Annotated in this window: 17 protein-coding genes; 4 read left to right on the top strand and 13 right to left on the bottom strand. The window is 37.4% G+C overall.

The window, feature by feature from the left end; translation table 11 throughout:
• The first annotated feature begins 57 nt into the window (after positions 1-57).
• Entirely contained in the window at positions 58-690 is a 633-nt protein-coding gene (locus ACYQ0E_RS06580; protein WP_460187446.1) for an START domain-containing protein, read from the top strand.
• A gap of 16 nt (positions 691-706) precedes the next feature.
• Here the strand turns inward: ACYQ0E_RS06580 and ACYQ0E_RS06575 are convergent, their stop codons facing one another.
• Positions 707-1837 (bottom strand): mechanosensitive ion channel family protein, encoded by a 1131-nt coding sequence (locus ACYQ0E_RS06575; RefSeq protein ID WP_460187445.1) that lies wholly within the window; start codon positions 1835-1837, stop codon positions 707-709.
• Complete coding sequence (gene nagZ / locus ACYQ0E_RS06570) at positions 1838-2908, bottom strand: beta-N-acetylhexosaminidase (protein WP_460187444.1); 1071 nt, start codon at positions 2906-2908, stop codon at positions 1838-1840.
• 148 nt (positions 2909-3056) lie between these two features.
• Here nagZ and ACYQ0E_RS06565 point away from each other — a divergent pair, with 148 nt between their 5' ends.
• Positions 3057-3506 carry an MOSC domain-containing protein gene (locus ACYQ0E_RS06565; protein ID WP_460187443.1) on the top strand — a complete coding sequence of 150 codons (450 nt, stop codon included), beginning with the start codon at positions 3057-3059 and terminating at the stop codon, positions 3504-3506.
• A 97-nt stretch (positions 3507-3603) separates the two neighbouring features.
• On the opposite strand, the gene ACYQ0E_RS06560 is transcribed toward ACYQ0E_RS06565, so the two are convergent.
• The 3 genes from ACYQ0E_RS06560 to ACYQ0E_RS06550 all read right to left on the bottom strand — a co-directional run bounded on the left by ACYQ0E_RS06560 (position 3604) and on the right by ACYQ0E_RS06550 (position 6700).
• The gene (locus tag ACYQ0E_RS06560) at positions 3604-4332 is read right to left on the bottom strand and encodes a DUF4395 domain-containing protein (protein WP_460187442.1); all 729 of its coding nucleotides are present in this window, start codon (positions 4330-4332) and stop codon (positions 3604-3606) included.
• A gap of 70 nt (positions 4333-4402) precedes the next feature.
• Positions 4403-4666: a hypothetical protein gene (locus ACYQ0E_RS06555; protein ID WP_460187441.1), complete on the bottom strand. Its 264-nt coding sequence runs from the start codon at positions 4664-4666 to the stop codon at positions 4403-4405.
• A 135-nt stretch (positions 4667-4801) separates the two neighbouring features.
• Positions 4802-6700, bottom strand: a complete 1899-nt coding sequence (locus ACYQ0E_RS06550; RefSeq protein ID WP_460187440.1) for a 5'-nucleotidase C-terminal domain-containing protein — start codon at positions 6698-6700, stop codon at positions 4802-4804.
• Positions 6701-6928: 228 nt separating this feature from the next.
• Here ACYQ0E_RS06550 and ACYQ0E_RS06545 point away from each other — a divergent pair, with 228 nt between their 5' ends.
• Complete coding sequence (locus tag ACYQ0E_RS06545; protein WP_460187439.1) at positions 6929-9256, top strand: sensor histidine kinase; 2328 nt, start codon at positions 6929-6931, stop codon at positions 9254-9256.
• Positions 9253-9864 carry a response regulator transcription factor gene (locus ACYQ0E_RS06540; RefSeq protein ID WP_460187438.1) on the top strand — a complete coding sequence of 204 codons (612 nt, stop codon included), beginning with the start codon at positions 9253-9255 and terminating at the stop codon, positions 9862-9864. The genes ACYQ0E_RS06545 and ACYQ0E_RS06540 overlap by 4 nt, the downstream gene beginning before the upstream one ends.
• A gap of 201 nt (positions 9865-10065) precedes the next feature.
• Here ACYQ0E_RS06540 and ACYQ0E_RS06535 read toward each other — a convergent pair whose 3' ends face one another.
• The 8 genes from ACYQ0E_RS06535 to ACYQ0E_RS06500 all read right to left on the bottom strand — a co-directional run bounded on the left by ACYQ0E_RS06535 (position 10066) and on the right by ACYQ0E_RS06500 (position 18001).
• Positions 10066-10866: an ABC transporter permease gene (locus tag ACYQ0E_RS06535; RefSeq protein ID WP_460187437.1), complete on the bottom strand. Its 801-nt coding sequence runs from the start codon at positions 10864-10866 to the stop codon at positions 10066-10068.
• Positions 10867-10902: 36 nt separating this feature from the next.
• Positions 10903-11826, bottom strand: a complete 924-nt coding sequence (gene nikB / locus ACYQ0E_RS06530) for a nickel ABC transporter permease (protein WP_460187436.1) — start codon at positions 11824-11826, stop codon at positions 10903-10905.
• Entirely contained in the window at positions 11823-12311 is a 489-nt protein-coding gene (locus ACYQ0E_RS06525) for a L,D-transpeptidase family protein (protein ID WP_460187435.1), read from the bottom strand. The genes nikB and ACYQ0E_RS06525 overlap by 4 nt, the downstream gene beginning before the upstream one ends.
• A gap of 171 nt (positions 12312-12482) precedes the next feature.
• Positions 12483-14024, bottom strand: coding sequence for an ABC transporter substrate-binding protein (locus ACYQ0E_RS06520; RefSeq protein WP_460188704.1), 1542 nt, complete (start codon positions 14022-14024; stop codon positions 12483-12485).
• Between the two features lie 68 nt (positions 14025-14092).
• Positions 14093-15508, bottom strand: coding sequence for a TolC family outer membrane protein (locus ACYQ0E_RS06515; protein WP_460187434.1), 1416 nt, complete (start codon positions 15506-15508; stop codon positions 14093-14095).
• Complete coding sequence (locus ACYQ0E_RS06510) at positions 15495-15992, bottom strand: CYTH domain-containing protein (RefSeq protein WP_460187433.1); 498 nt, start codon at positions 15990-15992, stop codon at positions 15495-15497. Before ACYQ0E_RS06510 ends, ACYQ0E_RS06515 begins: the two co-directional genes overlap by 14 nt.
• A gap of 137 nt (positions 15993-16129) precedes the next feature.
• Positions 16130-17023, bottom strand: a complete 894-nt coding sequence (gene cysM / locus ACYQ0E_RS06505) for a cysteine synthase CysM (protein WP_460187432.1) — start codon at positions 17021-17023, stop codon at positions 16130-16132.
• A gap of 78 nt (positions 17024-17101) precedes the next feature.
• Positions 17102-18001 (bottom strand): prenyltransferase, encoded by a 900-nt coding sequence (locus tag ACYQ0E_RS06500; RefSeq protein ID WP_460187431.1) that lies wholly within the window; start codon positions 17999-18001, stop codon positions 17102-17104.
• Between the last annotated feature and the right edge of the window lie 45 nt (positions 18002-18046).

Here is an 18046-nt window from a genome sequence, read left to right as displayed (position 1 = left end):
GTTACACTAACCTTTACTGGTACCGTAATATTCTCTTGATTTTATAGGATAATCTCAATGCATATTTCTCGTTTTTTCTCTCACTTGTCTTTTTCAACCGCTATCACTCTATTGTGTTTAAGTTACAGCCATGCAAGTTATGCTTGGGATTTAGAAGACACGGCTAAAGACAACCCCATTCAGGTTTGGACTCAAACCGTTAAAGGTTCAAACTTTAAAGCGTTTAAAGGTTTGGTAAAAATCAATGCACCAGCCTCTAAAATCGTATCAATTATTCGTGATACCGAGAATTTACCCAAATGGTATTACAATACAGAAGAGGCAAAAGTTCTAAAGAAAGTGAGTGATACTGAGACAATAAGCTACACAGTAACATCGACTCCCTGGCCTGTTACCAATAGAGATGCCGTTACCCAGGCCTCCCAAAAGTCTTTAGCCAACGGTGGTTACCTTATTGAGTTAACAGCCAAACCAAATGCCTACCCTTTACAAAAAGATAGAATTAGAGTGCCTAAAATGAAAGGATTTTGGAAACTTGAGCCTATTGGAAAAGACAGTACTAAAGTCACATTTCAAATTGCCGCCGAACCCGGTGGTGAAATACCTAGCTGGCTAGCAAATTCAATGGTGGTTGAGATGCCTTTTTATACTTTAAAAAACCTTAAAGCGCTTGCTGAACGCACACAATAACACTTATTTTAAGGTGTTATTCTTTCTCTGTAGAGGGTTGGTTTTCATTAGGAACTAGCCCTTCTAAGCCATCAATATGCAATGTACGAGTAGGAAATGCCATCTCTGCACCGTGTGCTTCAACAATATCACTGACTTTAAGTAACACGTCTTGTTTTACTTCATGAAACTTAATCCAGTTCGTCGTTTTGGTAAAGGTATAAATAAAGAAATCTAAAGAAGACGCGCCAAAACTATCAAAATTCACAATAAGCGTTTGCTTGCTATCTATCTCGTCATGTTCACGCAACATGGTTCTTACATCAACAATAATCTCACGCATTTTATTAACATCAGCGTAGCGAATTCCCATTCGCTCCTTAATACGGCGATTACTCATTCTTGAAGGGTTTTCAATCGCAATGTTTGCAAAAATACCGTTGGGAATATACAAAGGACGTTTATCAAAGGTACGCACAACCGTCATACGCCAACCAATTTTTTCTACCGTGCCTTCTATCTCTTTATCTGACGATCGAATCCATTCACCCACGGTAAACGGCTTATCTAAATAAAGCATTAAGCCACCAAAAACATTGCCTAATAAATCTTTAGCCGCAAAACCAATCGCAATACCACCAACACCACCAAACGCAAGCAAGCCCGTTAAGCTAACGCCAAATGCATTTAAGAAGAAAAGAATGGTGACAATAAAAGCCAATAATTTAATAATTTTGGCAAAAGCTTCAACCGTTACTTCATCCAAACGATCATCTTGACGAGCCACCACTTTTAAATTTAACTCTAAACGTTGTACTAGGCGAATAACAAACCAACCAAAAGAGAGCGTTAATATGGTGGATTTAAACGATAAAATAAACGGCACAATATCTGTGTAAACATTGAGTTGAGTGATTGTTGTGGTTAAGGCCAGTATTAACCCCGTAACCCAAATAAAGAAAGAGGCAGGAGCTCGTGCGGCATCAACAATGCTATCAATCCAAACAAAACCACTTCTTAAGAGTTTAATGTGTACAATTTTTAAGACATAACGCTGAATAATGTCTATTGTGATTGTTACAGTCAAAATGGTTAGCACCAATAATAACCATACTTGACCGCCAAAAAGTTCCACTAAATTCGTCCAAAGCTCTGTTAACCATTCCATTTAAATCAGCTCCTGCTGGTCTTCTGTTTGATTGATTTTGTTAACGACAGCAACTGCGGCTTGCCATAAAGGGTCATATTGTAATTTGGCATATTCAAACTTGCAATGTGCATGCAAACGAATTAAACGAGCATGAGATAAGGTATCAGAATGCCAGTGAACTTTTGACAAAACCTCATCTGCCGCTGCCGGGTCATTACACACTAAAACTAAATCGCATCCAGCATGCAAAGCTTTATTTACGCGTTCAGCGGCTGTGCCATATTCGGTTGCGGCTTTCATGCTCATGTCATCACTAATAATGGCACCTTCAAAATGACATTGTTTACGCAAGACTTCTTTTAACCAATATTCTGAAAACCCAGCAGGCGTTTTATCCACTTGCGAATACATGACATGGGCTGGCATAACTGCATCAACGCTGTTTTCAATCATGCGTAAAAAAGGTTGTATGTCGTGACGTTGAATCTCTGCAAAAGGTCTTTTATCTATGGCCACTTCTAAGTGCGTATCGGCTTCAATATAACCGTGTCCAGGAAAGTGTTTAGCCACAGAGGCCATGCCAGCTTTATGCATACCGTTCATAACATGCATTGCTAAAGTTCCAACCACAATAGGGTTTGCGTGAAACGCCCTATCGCCAATGACTTTGCTGCCACCATAATCTAAATCAAGTACGGGGGCAAAACTAAAATCAACACCAACAGATAACAGTTCTGCCGCTAATAACCACCCTATTTTTTCAGCCACTTCAAAACTGTGTTTTTGGTCTTTTTCATACAATTCGCCTAAGGCGCGCATTGGAGGAATATGGGTAAAACCGTGTCTAAAACGTTGTACTCTTCCACCTTCATGATCAACACCAATTAAAAGTTTAGGGTGTCTTAAATTATGAATCTCATGAGTCAGTTGCGTTAATTGCTCAGCAGATTCAAAATTACGGCTAAACAAAATCACTCCTGCCACTAATGGATCCATTAAACGATCAATTTCATGAGATTGAAGTACGGTGCCTTCAATATCGACCATTACACACCCTAAAGACATGGATTTACCAGCAATTTGCTTCATGTTTGCCCTTTATTAAAACGAAAATCGAATTTGAGTAAAATATTTGCACATATCATACCCAAAAATGAAAATAGAAACACAAGCTTAACCTTAATGTCACATTCAATAGATAAAATTCTACGCGAAACATAAATAGAAGGATAAATAGATGGCTAAACTGATTGGTATAGCAACGCATAAAGAATCGGGAGGTTGCATCGCCTCTCATGAAGAAATTTTTATTTCACTAGAAAACGGACTTAAAAACGATTACCAAGGTAAAAAAAGTATAAATACTCAGGTTACCTTACTCTCTTTAACCAGTTGGCAAAAAGCGTGTAAAGAATGTTTAACAGAAATTAACTGGACTGAACGCAGAGCTAACTTATTAATTGATGATATCGAACTTTCAGATTCCATGATTGGTAAACAAGTACAGATTGGTCAGGTGTTACTAGAAGTTACCCAGGAAACTGATCCGTGTAACCGAATGGAAGAGATACAACCAGGGTTAAAAAAAGCCTTAACGCCAGAATGGCGAGGTGGTGCCAGATGTAAAGTCTTGCGTGAAGGCTATATAAAATATGGAGATAATGTCACCGTTTTAAAACGATTTTAGTATTATTTGTTCTAAAATGCCTAGCTGCAAATAAATTCAAACCCGATAATAATTTACCAGGCCTGGTAAATTTATTTACAACCTAATGTAAATACACCTAATCATTAGAAGCATTTTCTTGTTTTTTTCTATTTGCGATTTCTTCCCAGTTAATATTATTGCAAGCAATGCACTCCTCTTTAAGTATTCCCATCCAAACAAATAGTGAATGGAGTTTACATCCCGCACAAAACCCTAATGTTGCTTCCAACCACATAAAAGCAATACATAACCAAACCAAACTTGGTATCCAATGCGTAAGGTAGTTTTCAGTTTCTGGCAATAGCTGGCTTCCCCATAGGCTATTCAAAGCAGAAGCAAAACTATCGGGATTAAAAAAGGCAATACACAAAAATATAATAGTGGCTCCAATCGTCCAAGCAAAACGCTTTGGTACTAATGGTTTCCAAACTGGCGCAACATTTCTTGCTAAAAAGCTACTTAATAAAATAGTAGGAGAAAACCGCGATGTAAAAACAAACATGCCTGCAATCATATCCAGTAAAGCAAAAAACAATACCCAAGTTTGTACAGTGTAATCGTAGGTACGTTTTATCCCTTCAATGCTGTAAATAATATGCCCATCAAAATCTGTATTGTAGGTATCAACCGCACTATTTGAGTCAACAATCCATTTAGATGTATGAAGCACATCAAACAGCGTTAAGCCCATATATAATGGAACGGCCAACATAATGCCGGCTCTAATTCGCACCGCAACTTCATTAATAAAAATAGCAGATTCGTTAGTATCCCTAAACCAGGCCTGTTTAAATAGTTGTAACATGGCTTATCCTTTTAAAAAGTTAGACCGTATTTCAGCTTTCAAAATACTGTCAATTTTAGTGATTTAACACCTAGTTTTTTAAGGTGTTAATTTCGCAATCTTTTAATTTTTGTTGTTGATTAGCCGCTTGAATACAAACTTGATATCGTTGAATATCGATTGCTCTTTCAATATGTCTATTAATTTCCTGATCTATATATTTTTGAGAATCAGCCAGTAACTGCATTTTTTTCATTACTAACTGTTGATACTCTTTACTGGTTGTTGTGTTCGCTTGAGCAGATCCTATTGCGAGTAAAGCGATGCTTAAAATCATGATTAAAAATTTATACATTTCTCTGTTCCTTACTTTTACATTACTATTTAAAGGCCTTCGTACCTTTTTTAAGTGGAGCTAGACACTAACTCCATTTAATAACGCTTAAAAAATATGGGTAATAAGCCTTATGGTTAAGCTTTTCGCTTAATATTAATAACTCTCAATGCCTGGGTTACCATCAACACCATTCAATTTTGGAGTATTAAATTTCTTCAGTTTCATATCGGCTTTATTGGCTCGTAAATAATCGGCCACTACATCCCAAACAGGTCTGCCGTTTCCGACTTGATCGACTTGTCCCCAACCTGCAACACTATAGGTTTTATTGGCTTCTACTTTACTACCATCATCCAAACGTAAATCGGTAATTCTTTGTCCAAAAGGGGCTTGTGGAGTACAGGTGTAATCCATTCCTCCTACTCGCACCATATCGCCGCCTGATTGCAAATAAGGGTCTTTTTGAAAAATATTTTCACTGACACCTTCTAAAATATCTTTGATTTGCGCACCTGTCATATTCGCTTTATACGTTTCACCGTAGGTCATAGATGTTTCATCCATAACGCGTTCCATGGTAATGGTTTCACCCGCTAATACCGATGTACCCCAACGAACCCCAGCGGACAATGCAATTTGGGTTTTATGTTCATGACGCAGTGCGTTCACAATAATTTGATCCCAAGTCCCCATAAAATTACCTCGGCGATACAAGGTATCTTCAGCTACGGCTAATTTTTCACTTAAAATTTCATCATAAGTTTTCCCTAAACGTGATGCATTAAAGGCGTATTTAGGATTACGTGATTCAACAATAGATTTGTCATATACGGTGCTTCTAAGCTTTTGTAAAAACTGATTTACCTTTTTATCTGCCGGTAATAAGTTAGAGAACACCGGTAACAATTGATAATGAACCCCTAATAATTTTCCACCTTGAATATCTAAATCCATACAACCAACAAATTTACCGTTAGACCCAGCATTGGTCACGTGACAAACTTTGCCTTCTGGGCTTTTAACAGGCACGGTTTGCGGTACACCATCATGAGTGTGTCCACCAAAAATAACATCGATACCACTCACCCGAGAAGCCATTTTGATATCCACATCCATTCCGTTATGCGAGATCATAACAATGGCAGCGACTTTTTCTTTTTCGCGAATTTGATTAACGGTTTCTTGCAATGAATCTTCACGTAATCCAAATGACCAATCAGGAAAGTTAGCTTGTGGATTCGCATTTGCGGTTCTTGGAAAAGCTTGCCCAACAATCGCAATACGTTCACCATTAATGACTTTAACGGTATAAGGTTTAAAAGGTAACGCTTCATCTTCACTGTAAAGACCAGTACCATCATAACGAGCGGCCATATCAGAATAATCACCACCAAATAAAGCGTCTTCTTTAATTCTTATATTTTGAGCTAAAAACTCACCATTAAACTTATGAATATTGCTTAAAACTTGCTCTTCTGGGTAAGTAAATTCCCAGTGTCCAGTCATAATATCAATCCCTAAAAGGTTTGATGCTTCAACCATGTCTTGGCCTTTTGTCCATAAAGCCGTGGCCGAACCATGCCATAAATCGCCACCATCCATTGTTAAAGTATTTTGCTGACCACCTGCTTGTTTTCTTAGTCGGTCCAATAAGGTTTTAATATGGGCAAACCCACCTACTTTTCCGTATTGGCGAGCGGCTTCTTCAAAATTTAAAAAGGTAAACGCATGTGCTAAAGGGCTATTTTCTTCAATACCCAATTTTTTTAAGGCTTTATGACCAACAATATGCGGTAATTTTCCATAAGCAGGCCCCACCCCTAAATTAACATTTGGTTCACGAAAATAAATGGGCTTTAACTGCGCATGAGTGTCTGTTATATGTAATAACCTCACCTTACCTTTCATAGGCACTTTATATAAATCAGGTGATAGATTTGAGCCTTTATGTGCACTTGGTTGTGTACTTTGAGCAGATGAAGACGTTGGTAACAAACCAGCGGCGGCGGCCATTGACATAATGTGTAAAAACTCACGGCGATTTAAAGACATATAAAAACTCCATTAGGGTAAATAGTATTTGAGACCACGAGTCACAAGGGTCTCTATTTAAACTTCATGGAGTAGTCTATTATTTTAGATAAGGGTTGTTAATTCGGGTGGTTACTACAATAACTAGGGATAACCCTAGGTGTTTTGGGGTTAGATATGTATTAGACTACTCACATGCTAAATTATTCTTATAAATCAAAAATAAAAAGCCTGTTTCTATGGCAAGTAATGTGTATTTTTACATTTTTTTTGTCTGTATTTAATACAACGGCTTATGCAGATACCATATCAATAGGTGTATTTAATCAACACACAACAGATGAAGATATTCTTTTTTGGAACAAAACAGCAGACTACCTTACTGATCATATTGAAGGGCATAAATTTGTCATTAAACCCATGGGACGTGAATGTTTAGATAATGCAGTCGATAAAAATCAATTACATTTTATTATTACTAGCCCAAACCACTTAGTACAATTAGTTGCCAATGGCGCTAAACTTATTGCTACCTTGCAAACTGAATACCTTAAAAATCCGCATGATTATTTTGCCGCAACCGTTATTACAAAAGCCAATAATTCTGCCATCAACACTTTATCTAACCTAAAAAATCAAAGTATTGCTGCCACCTCTCCTTTTGAGTTTGGTGGATTTCAAATGATGCAAAGAGAATTTATGTTGTCAGGAATCACGCCGGATAGAGATTTTTTTGAACTTCGCTTTACTAATGGTTCTCAAAAAAACATTGTACATGCCGTTTTAACAGGTGGTGCTGATGCCGGAATTGTGCGCGCGGGTTTACTAGAAAATATGATTCAAAATGGTGAACTGCAAAAAAATAAAATTAAAGTTGTGAGTGCCAAAACAACCCCTGGATATCTACTAAAACACAGTAGTTCACTTTATGCCGAGTGGGGAATGGCAACGCTTTTTAATACAGATGTTGCTCTCTCTTTAAAAGTCGCCACCACGCTTTACTCCATGCCTAAATCAACCTCTACTAAAAGTTATATTAGCCACAATGGTTGGGGGCAACCAGCCGATTTATCGACAGTAAAAGGGTTGTTAAGAGCATTAAAATTACCCCCCTATTCGCCATCAAATAAAATTAATTTAAAAACCTTACTCCATGAATATGCCGTCGAAATTAGTCTTATCATGGCTTTAATTATTGTGTTAATTTTATCGGTAACTCGAGTAAGTCACATCAATCGAAAACTGGCTCAATCTCAATTAGAACTTGATCAACATAAAAACAATTTAGAACAAGAAGTTATAGAACGTACACAAGAATTATCTCGGGTAAATAGAGAACTCGAAGAAGATATAAAAGCCCGTGAAAGTGTAGAAGCAACGCTTAGACGTAGCCGACAAGCCTTACAAAGTTTTTATGAAATTTCAGTTAATTACAATTCGAGTTATGCCAAAAAAGTTGACCAACTCATGGTATTGGCCCGTATTCATTTTCAAATGGATGCTACCTTTCTTTATAAAGTAGAAACTCCGAGCAAAAGTAACCCTATTGGTTTGATATTACAGTCTTTTGATGGTGATCGTTCTTATGAAAAAGAAGCTTTAAACTGTCTAAAGAAAATAAATTATCAATCCAATAATTACCAAATACAGACCTACGAAAATACGCAATGTAATAAACGTTTACAGAGCATTATGATTAATATTGATGGGCGTTCTAACCGACTTTTATTGCTTATTGGTGATTTGATAAATCATTCAGAAATCAGTAGTGTAGACCAAGAGTTACTTCGTCTTTTAACTCAATGGATTGCTTCAGGTATTGAGCGCCACGCCATTGAAGAAGAACGAGAAATTTATCGTTCTCAATTGGGTAAAATCACTCGTTTATTTACCGTAGGTGAAATGGCTGCCGGATTAGCACATGAAATTAACCAACCACTTACGGCTGCGGTAAATTATATTAGTGGCAGTTTACGCCGCTTAAATGAAAACGATTCAGAACAAATAAAACTGGGATTAACTCGTTCATTAGAAAGTTTAAATTTAGCCTCCAATATCATTAAACGTTTAAGAGAGTTTGTGCAAACTGGCACGCCTCAAAAACAAGAGTTTGACCTTATTAGCTCAATCAATAAAGTGTTAGATATTTTGGGCGCAGAAGCGTATCAAAATACCATTAAATTGCTGGCTCCTTCTTCAGAGTCTCAAATTATGGTTAAAGGTGATAAAACGCAAATTGAACAAGTCATATTGAATCTTGTACGTAATGGTATGGAAGCGATTAATAGCAAAAATGGATTTGTTAATATTGATTTAAAGATTTTAGATCACAATGTAGAAGTGAGCGTTATAGATAATGGTTCAGGTGTAGATGAACAAGAAATACAAAATATATTTAATGCATTTCATTCATCAAAAACAGAAGGTATGGGGCTTGGTTTAGCGATCTGCCGCAGTATTATTGAAGCCCATAATAGCCAACTAAAAATACAAAACAATCACCCAGGTTGCCAATTTATGTTTACCCTTCCGCTTGCCTCTAATAGCCAAGCTTTAATAGAGGAAGATAACGTATGACAAAAACATCAGTTTATATTGTGGATGATGATCAACAAGTACGTGAATCACTTGCTTGGTTATTAGAATCCGTTCAGTTAACCACTCAGCTATTTGCCAATGGTCATGAATTTTTAGAACAATTTACGCCAGGTTTATCTGGCTGCGTTGTTTTAGATGTTCGAATGCCGGGTATAAATGGTATGGATTTGCATAAATCTATTAAAGAAATTGATGAGCATTTTCCAGTCATTATTGTCACCGGGCATGCCGATGTCCCCATGGCTTTGCGTGCAATGAAAGAAGGCACTTTTGATTTTATTGAAAAGCCCTACAACGACCAACACTTACTTGAGCGCATTCAAGCCGCGATTCATCATTATGATGATATTCAAAAACAACATGAGAAAGACCAAGAATTAAGTACATTATTTGATCAGTTATCAAAACGAGAAAAACAAGTATTAACTGAAATATTGCAAAGCGTGCCTAATAAACGCATTGCAGAAAATTTATGTATTAGTATTAAAACGGTTGAAGTGCATCGGGCAAACTTAATGTCTAAACTGCAAGTAAAAACCATTACCGAACTGGTTCGTTTGGCTATCAAAGCGGGCAAAGCTCAATAAAAGAACGTTACGAATAAAGACTATTTTATTCACTCTTATTTAGAGACCTTTGCACGAGACAGGGGCACAAGAAAAACAAGATAGAATTCTTTAGATTTAGGTTAAAAAATACGCATAATAACGAGTTATTGGGCAGATTTTTTAGCTTGAAGATAGAGAATTATAGCTGTTTTTATGTGTTCATGGTCTCGTACAAAGGTCTCATTTAGTATTTCGGCTTCTTACATCTAAATAATCACGCCACTGATCTCCCATTAGGTTTACCGCTAACACCACGAGCATTAAGGCAATACCAGGAGCTAAAACCAAATGTGGTGCAACCAATAAATAGCGTGTACCCTCTTTAATCATACTTCCCCAAGAGGCATCGGGTGGTTGCACACCTAATCCTAAGAAAGACAAACCTGCTTCTGAAATAACGGCACCCGCAATACCAAACGTAGCCTCTACACCCAATGGGGCTAGAATTAAAGGCAATACATGTCTATAAAGCATAATCGGCATAGGTACCGCCAAAGAACGCGCAGCCAATATATGTTCTCTATGACGAAGACTTAACGTTTGTGCTCTTGATAAACGTGCATACCCTACCCAGCCAACGACCACCAAAGCAAAGACTACATTTTCAATACCAGGCCCTAATACAGCGGCAAGGGCAATGGCCAACAATAAACCTGGAAAGGCTAAAAACACATCTATAATTTTGGTTACCACTCGGTCAAACCAGCCACCTAAATAACCACTTAACACACCAATAGAAGTACCAATAATCGCAGAGAAAAACACCACACCAACGGCCACAAATAGAGACGTTTGCGCGCCTAAAATCACACGTTCTAATACTGGGCGACCAAGTTCATCAGCCCCTAACCAGGCCTGGTAATTTGGTGAAGCTAAAAACAGGTTAAGATCTACATTATCGGCATTATCACCAATAAAAAAGCCCGCAATAGCCATTAACAGCCAAGCACCAATAATAAGATAACTTAATATTCTCAACATAGGTTTATAACTCTATTTTTAAAGATTAAACGCATGTTAATTCGCTACTCTAATTCTGGGGTCTAACCAAGCGTAAACCAGCTCGGTTAAACCATTAATGGTAATGTAAGCCACACTAATAATTAAGATACAACCTTGCACTACGGGGTAGTCACGTCGTTGAATCGATTCAACCAAAAGTTGCCCTAATCCAGGCCAGTCAAAAACCACTTCGGTAATGACCGCACCGCCCAATAGGGTTCCGAGTTGTAATCCTAAAATAGTCACAACGGGCAATAAGGCATTTAACAAAGCGTGTTTTCCATAAACAATAGATGCTGGTAAACCTTTTGCCTGTGCGGTACGAATGTAATCCTCATGCATGACTTCAAGCAATGACGCACGTAACATACGGGCCAATATAGCAGCTAATGCCGTACCTAATGTAATAGACGGTAATACCCATGAAAAAGGCTGTTCTGCGCCACTAACGGGTAACAAACCTAAACTGAGTGAAAACAGTAAAATTAGCATAGGACCTAACCAAAAATTAGGAATTGATACACCAATTAAAGAGACCGTCATTGATAAATGGTCAGGCCATTTACCCGAGCGTAAAGCCGCCCATAAACCAAGTGGAAAAGAGATAAGTACCGCAACTAATAACGCCATTAAAGCCAATTTAAACGTCATGGGAAAACGTTCGGCTATTAACTCAGAAACAGGTTGTTGAAAAAACAGAGATTGCCCTAAATCTAAATGTACCAGGCCTGTTAAATAGTGAATGTACTGTGTCCAAATAGGCAAATGTAAACCTAATTGTTCTCTTAAAGCAGTTTCGTCCGCTGGGCTTGCCCAATCACCTAACATGACGGCAACAGGGTCGCCAGGCACAAGGTGAATTAAAAAGAAAACCAGTGTACCGACTATCCAAGAGACAAATATCACGGAACCGATTAGCCTTGCTAAATAAGCAATCAACAGACAATCTCCACAGGGGTAGCAATATCAATCAAATCAAATAATTCCATTAAATCGTGATTACGCATACGAATACAGCCATGCGATAAGGCAATGCCCATAGGCTCTGTATCTGGCGTGCCGTGAATATAAATGTAACGTTGCATAGTATCAACCTGCCCTAAACGATTAACCCCGACTTCAGAGCCAGACAACCATAAAATTCGTGACAAAATCCAGTCCCGTTCTGGTTGAGATTGAGCCAGCTCTTTAGAATAGATTTCACCCGTAGGTCGTCGACCGACAAAAACAGTGTTTAAAGGTTCATCTTGACCAATTTTGGCACGAACAATATGATTACCTAATGGTGTTTTACCAGAATTCTTTTCACAACCAACGCCATTTAAACCAGAACTAATCGCATAACTTTTTATTGGCTGTGAGTGAGCCGAATCAAAGACATCAAGCGTTTGTTTAGAAATAGAGATAACAATAAAATAGCTCAAAAGAAACCACGCGATAATTTAAAAAAGTTGTCTATTCTACCTGTCATTTATATGCCTTTAAATGGTTGCATTCTTTTTTTATGTGTAAGCTTATTCAACATTAACAAACTCAATAAATTAATAATTTTTCTATCTATAACAATAATTTAAGAAAATCTCTGTTAAAAATATTTAAGATTTAATCACATCCAAAAGTCCATCAAATCGACCATCGGCATACAATGGATAATTTTTTATATTCTTGCGCATAACAGAGTATTGGTCTTCATACCAAAGAGGCATAGTGGCTAAGTTTTTTTGTAAATAACGCTGTAATTCTTTATAAAAATCTGCCTGTTCTTTAAGGCCATGCGCTCTACCCGCTTGCCTTATTAATGAATCTGCATGAGAATCTCTGTAACGTCCCCTATTTGCGCCCTTAGGCGGAATGGCATCTGAATCAAACACGTACTGAAATATATCAGGGCTTTTAATTCCTACCCACGCCAAACTGTACATTTGAAAACGGCCTTTTTTGATATCGCTGTAAAAAGTACCCCAATCGTAACTTTGAATATTTAAGTGAATCCCTATTTTTTTAAGTTGCGATTGGTAGATCGTCGCCAAACGAATACGGGTTGGATCATTAGAGGTTTTATAACTCAGTTCAATGATTAAATCATTATTTTTATCTCGTTTTACCAGGCCTGGTAAATTATCTAAATCTAACGTATTTAGTAACTCTTTGGCTTTTTTGGGATTGTATTCATATTGCGGCATATCTTGCACACCACACCAATGCTCTGGTACCAGTAAACCACCGGCTAAACGTGCATGCCCAGAAAACATAGCATTAATAATCGCTTGGCGATCAATACCATGAGCAATGGCTTGACGTAATGCCAATTGTGAAAGTAATGGGTCTTCAAAATTAAAACCAATATAGCCAAAATTTGTACCGTTATGCCATTCAACTTTTAATTCTGGCTGTTTTTGACAGTACTGAACCAGCTCAGGTGATAGATCATTTTGTACCAGGTCTAACTCACCCTTTTTAAGCTTTAGCACACGTACTGTAGCGTCTTTTACGGGAATAAATTCTAAATTAATCAAATCTTTACGGCGTTTAATAACCAATTTTTGTTCGGTTAAAGAAACAAATTCACACGCCCCCGAACCAATTGGTTGTTTTTGAAATTCATGCTGCTTATCAATTAAAGATTTGGGCAAAATACCAATGACTAAACGGCCTACAAAAAGCGCATCTTCTTGCTCTAAAATAAATTCAATTTGATTTTTATTTAAGGCTTTAACACTTTTTATACCTTTTAATGAGCCACGGTGTGCTGAACCAAAATCAGGATCTAATATGCTTTGATAGGTTGCCACCACGTCATCGGCCGTTAAAGGTTGCCCATGGTGAAAGAAAGATTGTTCTTGAATACTAAAAACATAGCGAGTGTTAGAGGTCTGTTGCCAGTTGGCTAAATCGGGAATAGTTTCAAAATGTTCGTTAAAGTCAATGAGTTGACGATACAGTAAACGGTTAATGCGGCTAGACAAGGCGTCAGTCGCCTTACGGGGGTCTAGCATTCTTGGACGAGATGTGACACCAATTAAAATATCTTTGTTTGATGCGTGAGCTTGACAGGCCGTTAAACCCGCTACACTTAATAACGCGGAGGCTTTTATACTGTTTTTAAAAAATTGACGGCGACCTACCGTAAACTGCACACTCAAACTAACCAACCTTACACATTAAAGAACTTTCCGATATTGATATTCACACAAGTTAACTAAAATTAATTAACCGATTGTAAAAGTGGCTCGTACTTCATAATATCATCAACCGTTAAATCACCCAGACTCGCTTCTAAGTTTAGTTTATTTATCACTTGATTATGAATGGCTTCTATTAGGTTTTTATGTGCACTGGTTTGATTTGTTCTTGCCGTTAACACTTCTAACATACTTTTTAAACCAACCTTATAACCTTCTTCTGCAGACTCTAAAAAGGCATCATTCGATTTAACCGCTTCACGTAATGCGGCAATTAATTTATGGCCTTGTTCTAAATTACGCTTTAGAGTTCTAACGTTAAGCTTGGCACTTTCTTTTGCGTCTCTTAATGCTTCTTGTGATGCCATAGTTTGATACTTAGCCGCAGCAACTTGAGAGTTGGTTCCGCCCCCTGAATACAATGGCATAGAGACAACCACACCAACCGAAGTGGTGTTTTTGTCATTATAGCTACTCGTATAATTAGTATCGAAATCAGAATAAGCCGTATCAGAATAAGATGCCTTTAAAGAAACCGTTGGGTAATAACCACCACGTTGTACTTCAATCTCTTCAGTAGCACTTGATAATTGAGCTTCAGATTGTTTTACCTGTAAATTGTTTGTTTCAGCCTGTTTTACAAGTTGGTATACTGGACGTTTTTCTGGCGGTAAAACAACATTAGGCATAAGCTGTTTTAAATTGTTTTTTTCAAAGCGAATAACAGGTTGCCCAGTAAGTTTTGATAACGCTTCTAGCGCCACATTTAAACTATTTTCAACACTAATTGTTTCGGACTTTGATAAGTCATAACTTGATTTGGCTTGTAATACATCTACCTTGCTAGAAAGTCCTAATTCAGCAGAAGCTTGTGCCGTTTCATAATTAGTGTAATCGGCTTTTTCTTTGGTTTGAGACAAACGTAAATTTTGCTGTGCGAGTAACACATCAAAATAGGCTTGAGTGACACGCAAAATTAAATCTTGTTGAGCATTTCTTAACGTAGCATCAGCCAAATCAACAGTATATTTAGCTTGTTCATAACGCGCCCAAGAGTCATGCTGATATAAGGGTTGATTTAAATTTAACGATAAGTCACGTGCATGATTATCTGAAGGGTCATAACTACTATCCGTTACATAATAACTACCATCAGCAGTAATGTGTGGCAATAAAGCAGACTTTGCCGTAGCAACCGATTCTGAATCGGCATTAAATTGCGATTCCGCCTGAGCTAAAGTCGCATCGTGCTGTAATGCCATTTGATATACGTCTTGCAAACCTAAGCCTTCTGCATAACTTAAACTTGAGTTAAGAGCTAAAACAACACCTGCAATGGCCGTATAACTAAATTTAGCCACTCGCTTTGTTCTGTTTTTTTGTATCAAATCTGCTTTTACACCAATCATCTGCACGCTATTTACCTTATTGCTTTTCATCTTCACTCCAATCATTAAAAGGTCGTTTACTTAAACTAATGTTGTAAAAACGTACCTCTTCTGTCACTTCTCTGCCCGCCCATTCTGGAATAGTAACGTGATCTGTTTCAGATTCCATTTCAACTTCACCAATAACCAGGCCTGCATTATCACCTAAAAACTCATCAATTTCCCAAGTATGTTTATCTACTTTGACTAAATATCGAACCTTTTCAATAACAGGACCTACAGCAAGAGTATGCAGCATTTTTTCACCATCCGCATAAGGAATTTCATACTCATACTCATCACGACTTAGCCCAATTTCTAAACTCTTAATGTTCATATTAGCTTTATCGCCTTCAAGACGTACTCTTACTGAGCTTTTTCCTGCTTTATCCGCTATATCATTTAAATAGCCTTGTGCAAAATGTGTTTGTTTATATGCTAATGCTTTCCAATCTTGATTATTGATTAAAAACTTACGTTCTATTTCTCTTGCCATGTAGCAACTTTCCTAGCTATTTGTGGTCTAAACGGTCAATAAACCATTTAATTTCTGTTTATATAGTTTGGTGTTCGTATTTTATGATTGATTTTAAAATTTATGGGTAAACACAAACCACGAAGTCATTTTAAAAACTAAGAATTATACACGCCTGTAGAAAGATAACGGTCACCTCGGTCACATACAATGGTCACAATAACGGCATTTTCTACCTCATTGGCAATTTGTAAAGCCGCTGCCAAAGCACCACCGGATGATACGCCCCCAAAGATACCCTCTTTAGAGGCTAAATCACGCATGGTGTTTTCGGCTAAAGTTTGTGACATATCAATAATACGATCTATTCGGGTTGATTCATAAATCTTTGGCATATATTCCACAGGCCAACGTCTTATACCAGGAATTGACGCACCATCTTCTGGCTGTACACCCACAATTTGTACTTGAGGATTTTGTTCTTTTAAATACATTGAAGTACCCATAATCGTACCCGTTGTACCCATAGCACTGACAAAGTGTGTGACTTTGCCTTGTGTATCTTGCCAAATCTCTGGGCCAGTCGTGTGATAATGCGCCAAAGGGTTATCAGGGTTTGCAAACTGATCTAAAACAACACCTTCACCATCAGCCGCCATTTTAGCCGCTAGATCACGCGCACCTTCCATTCCTTGCTCTTTGGTTACTTCAATTAATTCTGCACCGTAAGCGCCCATTGAAGCTTTACGTTCCATACTCATATTATCAGGCATGATTAACTTCATTTTATATCCCATTAATGCCGCCGCCATTGCTAAGGCAATACCAGTATTACCACTGGTCGCTTCAATTAATGTATCTCCAGGCGCAATATCTCCACGCAATTCAGCTTGCTTTACCATATTAATAGCAGGCCGATCTTTTACTGAACCAGCAGGATTATTACCTTCAAGTTTTACCAAAACAACACTCTTAGTTTTGGGGTTTACCATTCTTTGCAGTTTTACCAAAGGAGTATTGCCAACAAAATCCACTAATGTTTTATGTTCCATCTATTGTCCTAATATTGTTTTGCTATATTGTAGAAGATATTTTGAATGTTTCTTTTATAAAAGCTTACTCGATAGTTACTACACGATGGCAAGCCATAACCCCAAACCAATAAGCATGGGCGTTAAAAGGTTTATTATGACATTCATTGTTAATGCAGGCATGAGTTTATCCATTTGTTGACTCTGGGTTAAAACAATTCTAACCATTGGTATAACTAATACAAAAGTTAAGCCACCCAGCCATACGCTTTTAGGAAGTTGAAAATACTCAATTGAAAACACTAAAATTCCAAATGCCATTAGTTCAAACCCTGTAAAAATATTCATTGAGGGTGTTATACCTATTTTCATTAATATATTAAAACGTCCTATTTTTTTATCCGCCTCTAAATCTGGCACTTGATTTAAAAGCAGTAAGTTATTCACTAAAAAGAAAGGTATAAACGATAAAACAAAAGCCAGTATAGAGAACTGCCCAGTAAAAACAAAATAACAACTTAACAGCATAACTGGCCCAAACGCCAACCCTGGTGAAATTAAACATAACAAAGGGTACCTGGTAATATTGCTAGTATAAAAAACAATCAAGGCAATCCCTAAGATGCCAAGCGGTAATAGTTGCCAACCAATGGTATAAACAAAATAAACACCTATTAAAACAAGCACTCCTAAAATTATTTTAACCGTATTTAATACATTTTTTGCCGCCTGTGGATTTTGCTGTAATGAACCACTTCCTCCACTAAAGGGCGTTTTTTGTGTTATAAAATCAAGCCCTGAAAGGTGGTCTTGGTATTCATTCAGCAAGTTAACCGCCGCATGGGATAATACGGCGCCTAATAAGGTTACAATAAATAAAGATACCGATACTTCCGCGCCATCGTGCTCTGCAATAGATGCCGCTAAAATAACAATGGATAGGCTTAAAATCAAAAAGCTTGGTCTTGATGCAAAAAATACAGTTTTAAAGTGGTTCACTGGTTATCCTTTTAGTATTTGGCATCAACCATGCTTATAAAAAGT

Source organism: Thiomicrorhabdus hydrogeniphila (genome assembly GCF_054656895.1).
The sequence above is the reverse complement of the archived record's forward strand: the minus strand, read 5'-3'. Positions and strand labels throughout refer to the sequence as shown.

What these genes read in the sequence shown, in the direction of transcription:
- ACYQ0E_RS06555 (WP_460187441.1), bottom strand. Translation starts at nt 4,666, where the DNA reads ATGTATAAATTTTTAATCATGATTTTAAGCATCGCTTTACTCGCAATA.
- nagZ (WP_460187444.1), bottom strand. Translation starts at nt 2,908, where the DNA reads ATGAAGCAAATTGCTGGTAAATCCATGTCTTTAGGGTGTGTAATGGTC.
- ACYQ0E_RS06575 (WP_460187445.1), bottom strand. Translation starts at nt 1,837, where the DNA reads ATGGAATGGTTAACAGAGCTTTGGACGAATTTAGTGGAACTTTTTGGC.
- ACYQ0E_RS06550 (WP_460187440.1), bottom strand. Translation starts at nt 6,700, where the DNA reads ATGTCTTTAAATCGCCGTGAGTTTTTACACATTATGTCAATGGCCGCC.
- ACYQ0E_RS06560 (WP_460187442.1), bottom strand. Translation starts at nt 4,332, where the DNA reads ATGTTACAACTATTTAAACAGGCCTGGTTTAGGGATACTAACGAATCT.
- ACYQ0E_RS06540 (WP_460187438.1), top strand. Translation starts at nt 9,253, where the DNA reads ATGACAAAAACATCAGTTTATATTGTGGATGATGATCAACAAGTACGT.
- cysM (WP_460187432.1), bottom strand. Translation starts at nt 17,023, where the DNA reads ATGGAACATAAAACATTAGTGGATTTTGTTGGCAATACTCCTTTGGTA.
- ACYQ0E_RS06545 (WP_460187439.1), top strand. Translation starts at nt 6,929, where the DNA reads ATGTGTATTTTTACATTTTTTTTGTCTGTATTTAATACAACGGCTTAT.
- ACYQ0E_RS06580 (WP_460187446.1), top strand. Translation starts at nt 58, where the DNA reads ATGCATATTTCTCGTTTTTTCTCTCACTTGTCTTTTTCAACCGCTATC.
- ACYQ0E_RS06535 (WP_460187437.1), bottom strand. Translation starts at nt 10,866, where the DNA reads ATGTTGAGAATATTAAGTTATCTTATTATTGGTGCTTGGCTGTTAATG.
- ACYQ0E_RS06515 (WP_460187434.1), bottom strand. Translation starts at nt 15,508, where the DNA reads ATGAAAAGCAATAAGGTAAATAGCGTGCAGATGATTGGTGTAAAAGCA.
- ACYQ0E_RS06510 (WP_460187433.1), bottom strand. Translation starts at nt 15,992, where the DNA reads ATGGCAAGAGAAATAGAACGTAAGTTTTTAATCAATAATCAAGATTGG.
- ACYQ0E_RS06565 (WP_460187443.1), top strand. Translation starts at nt 3,057, where the DNA reads ATGGCTAAACTGATTGGTATAGCAACGCATAAAGAATCGGGAGGTTGC.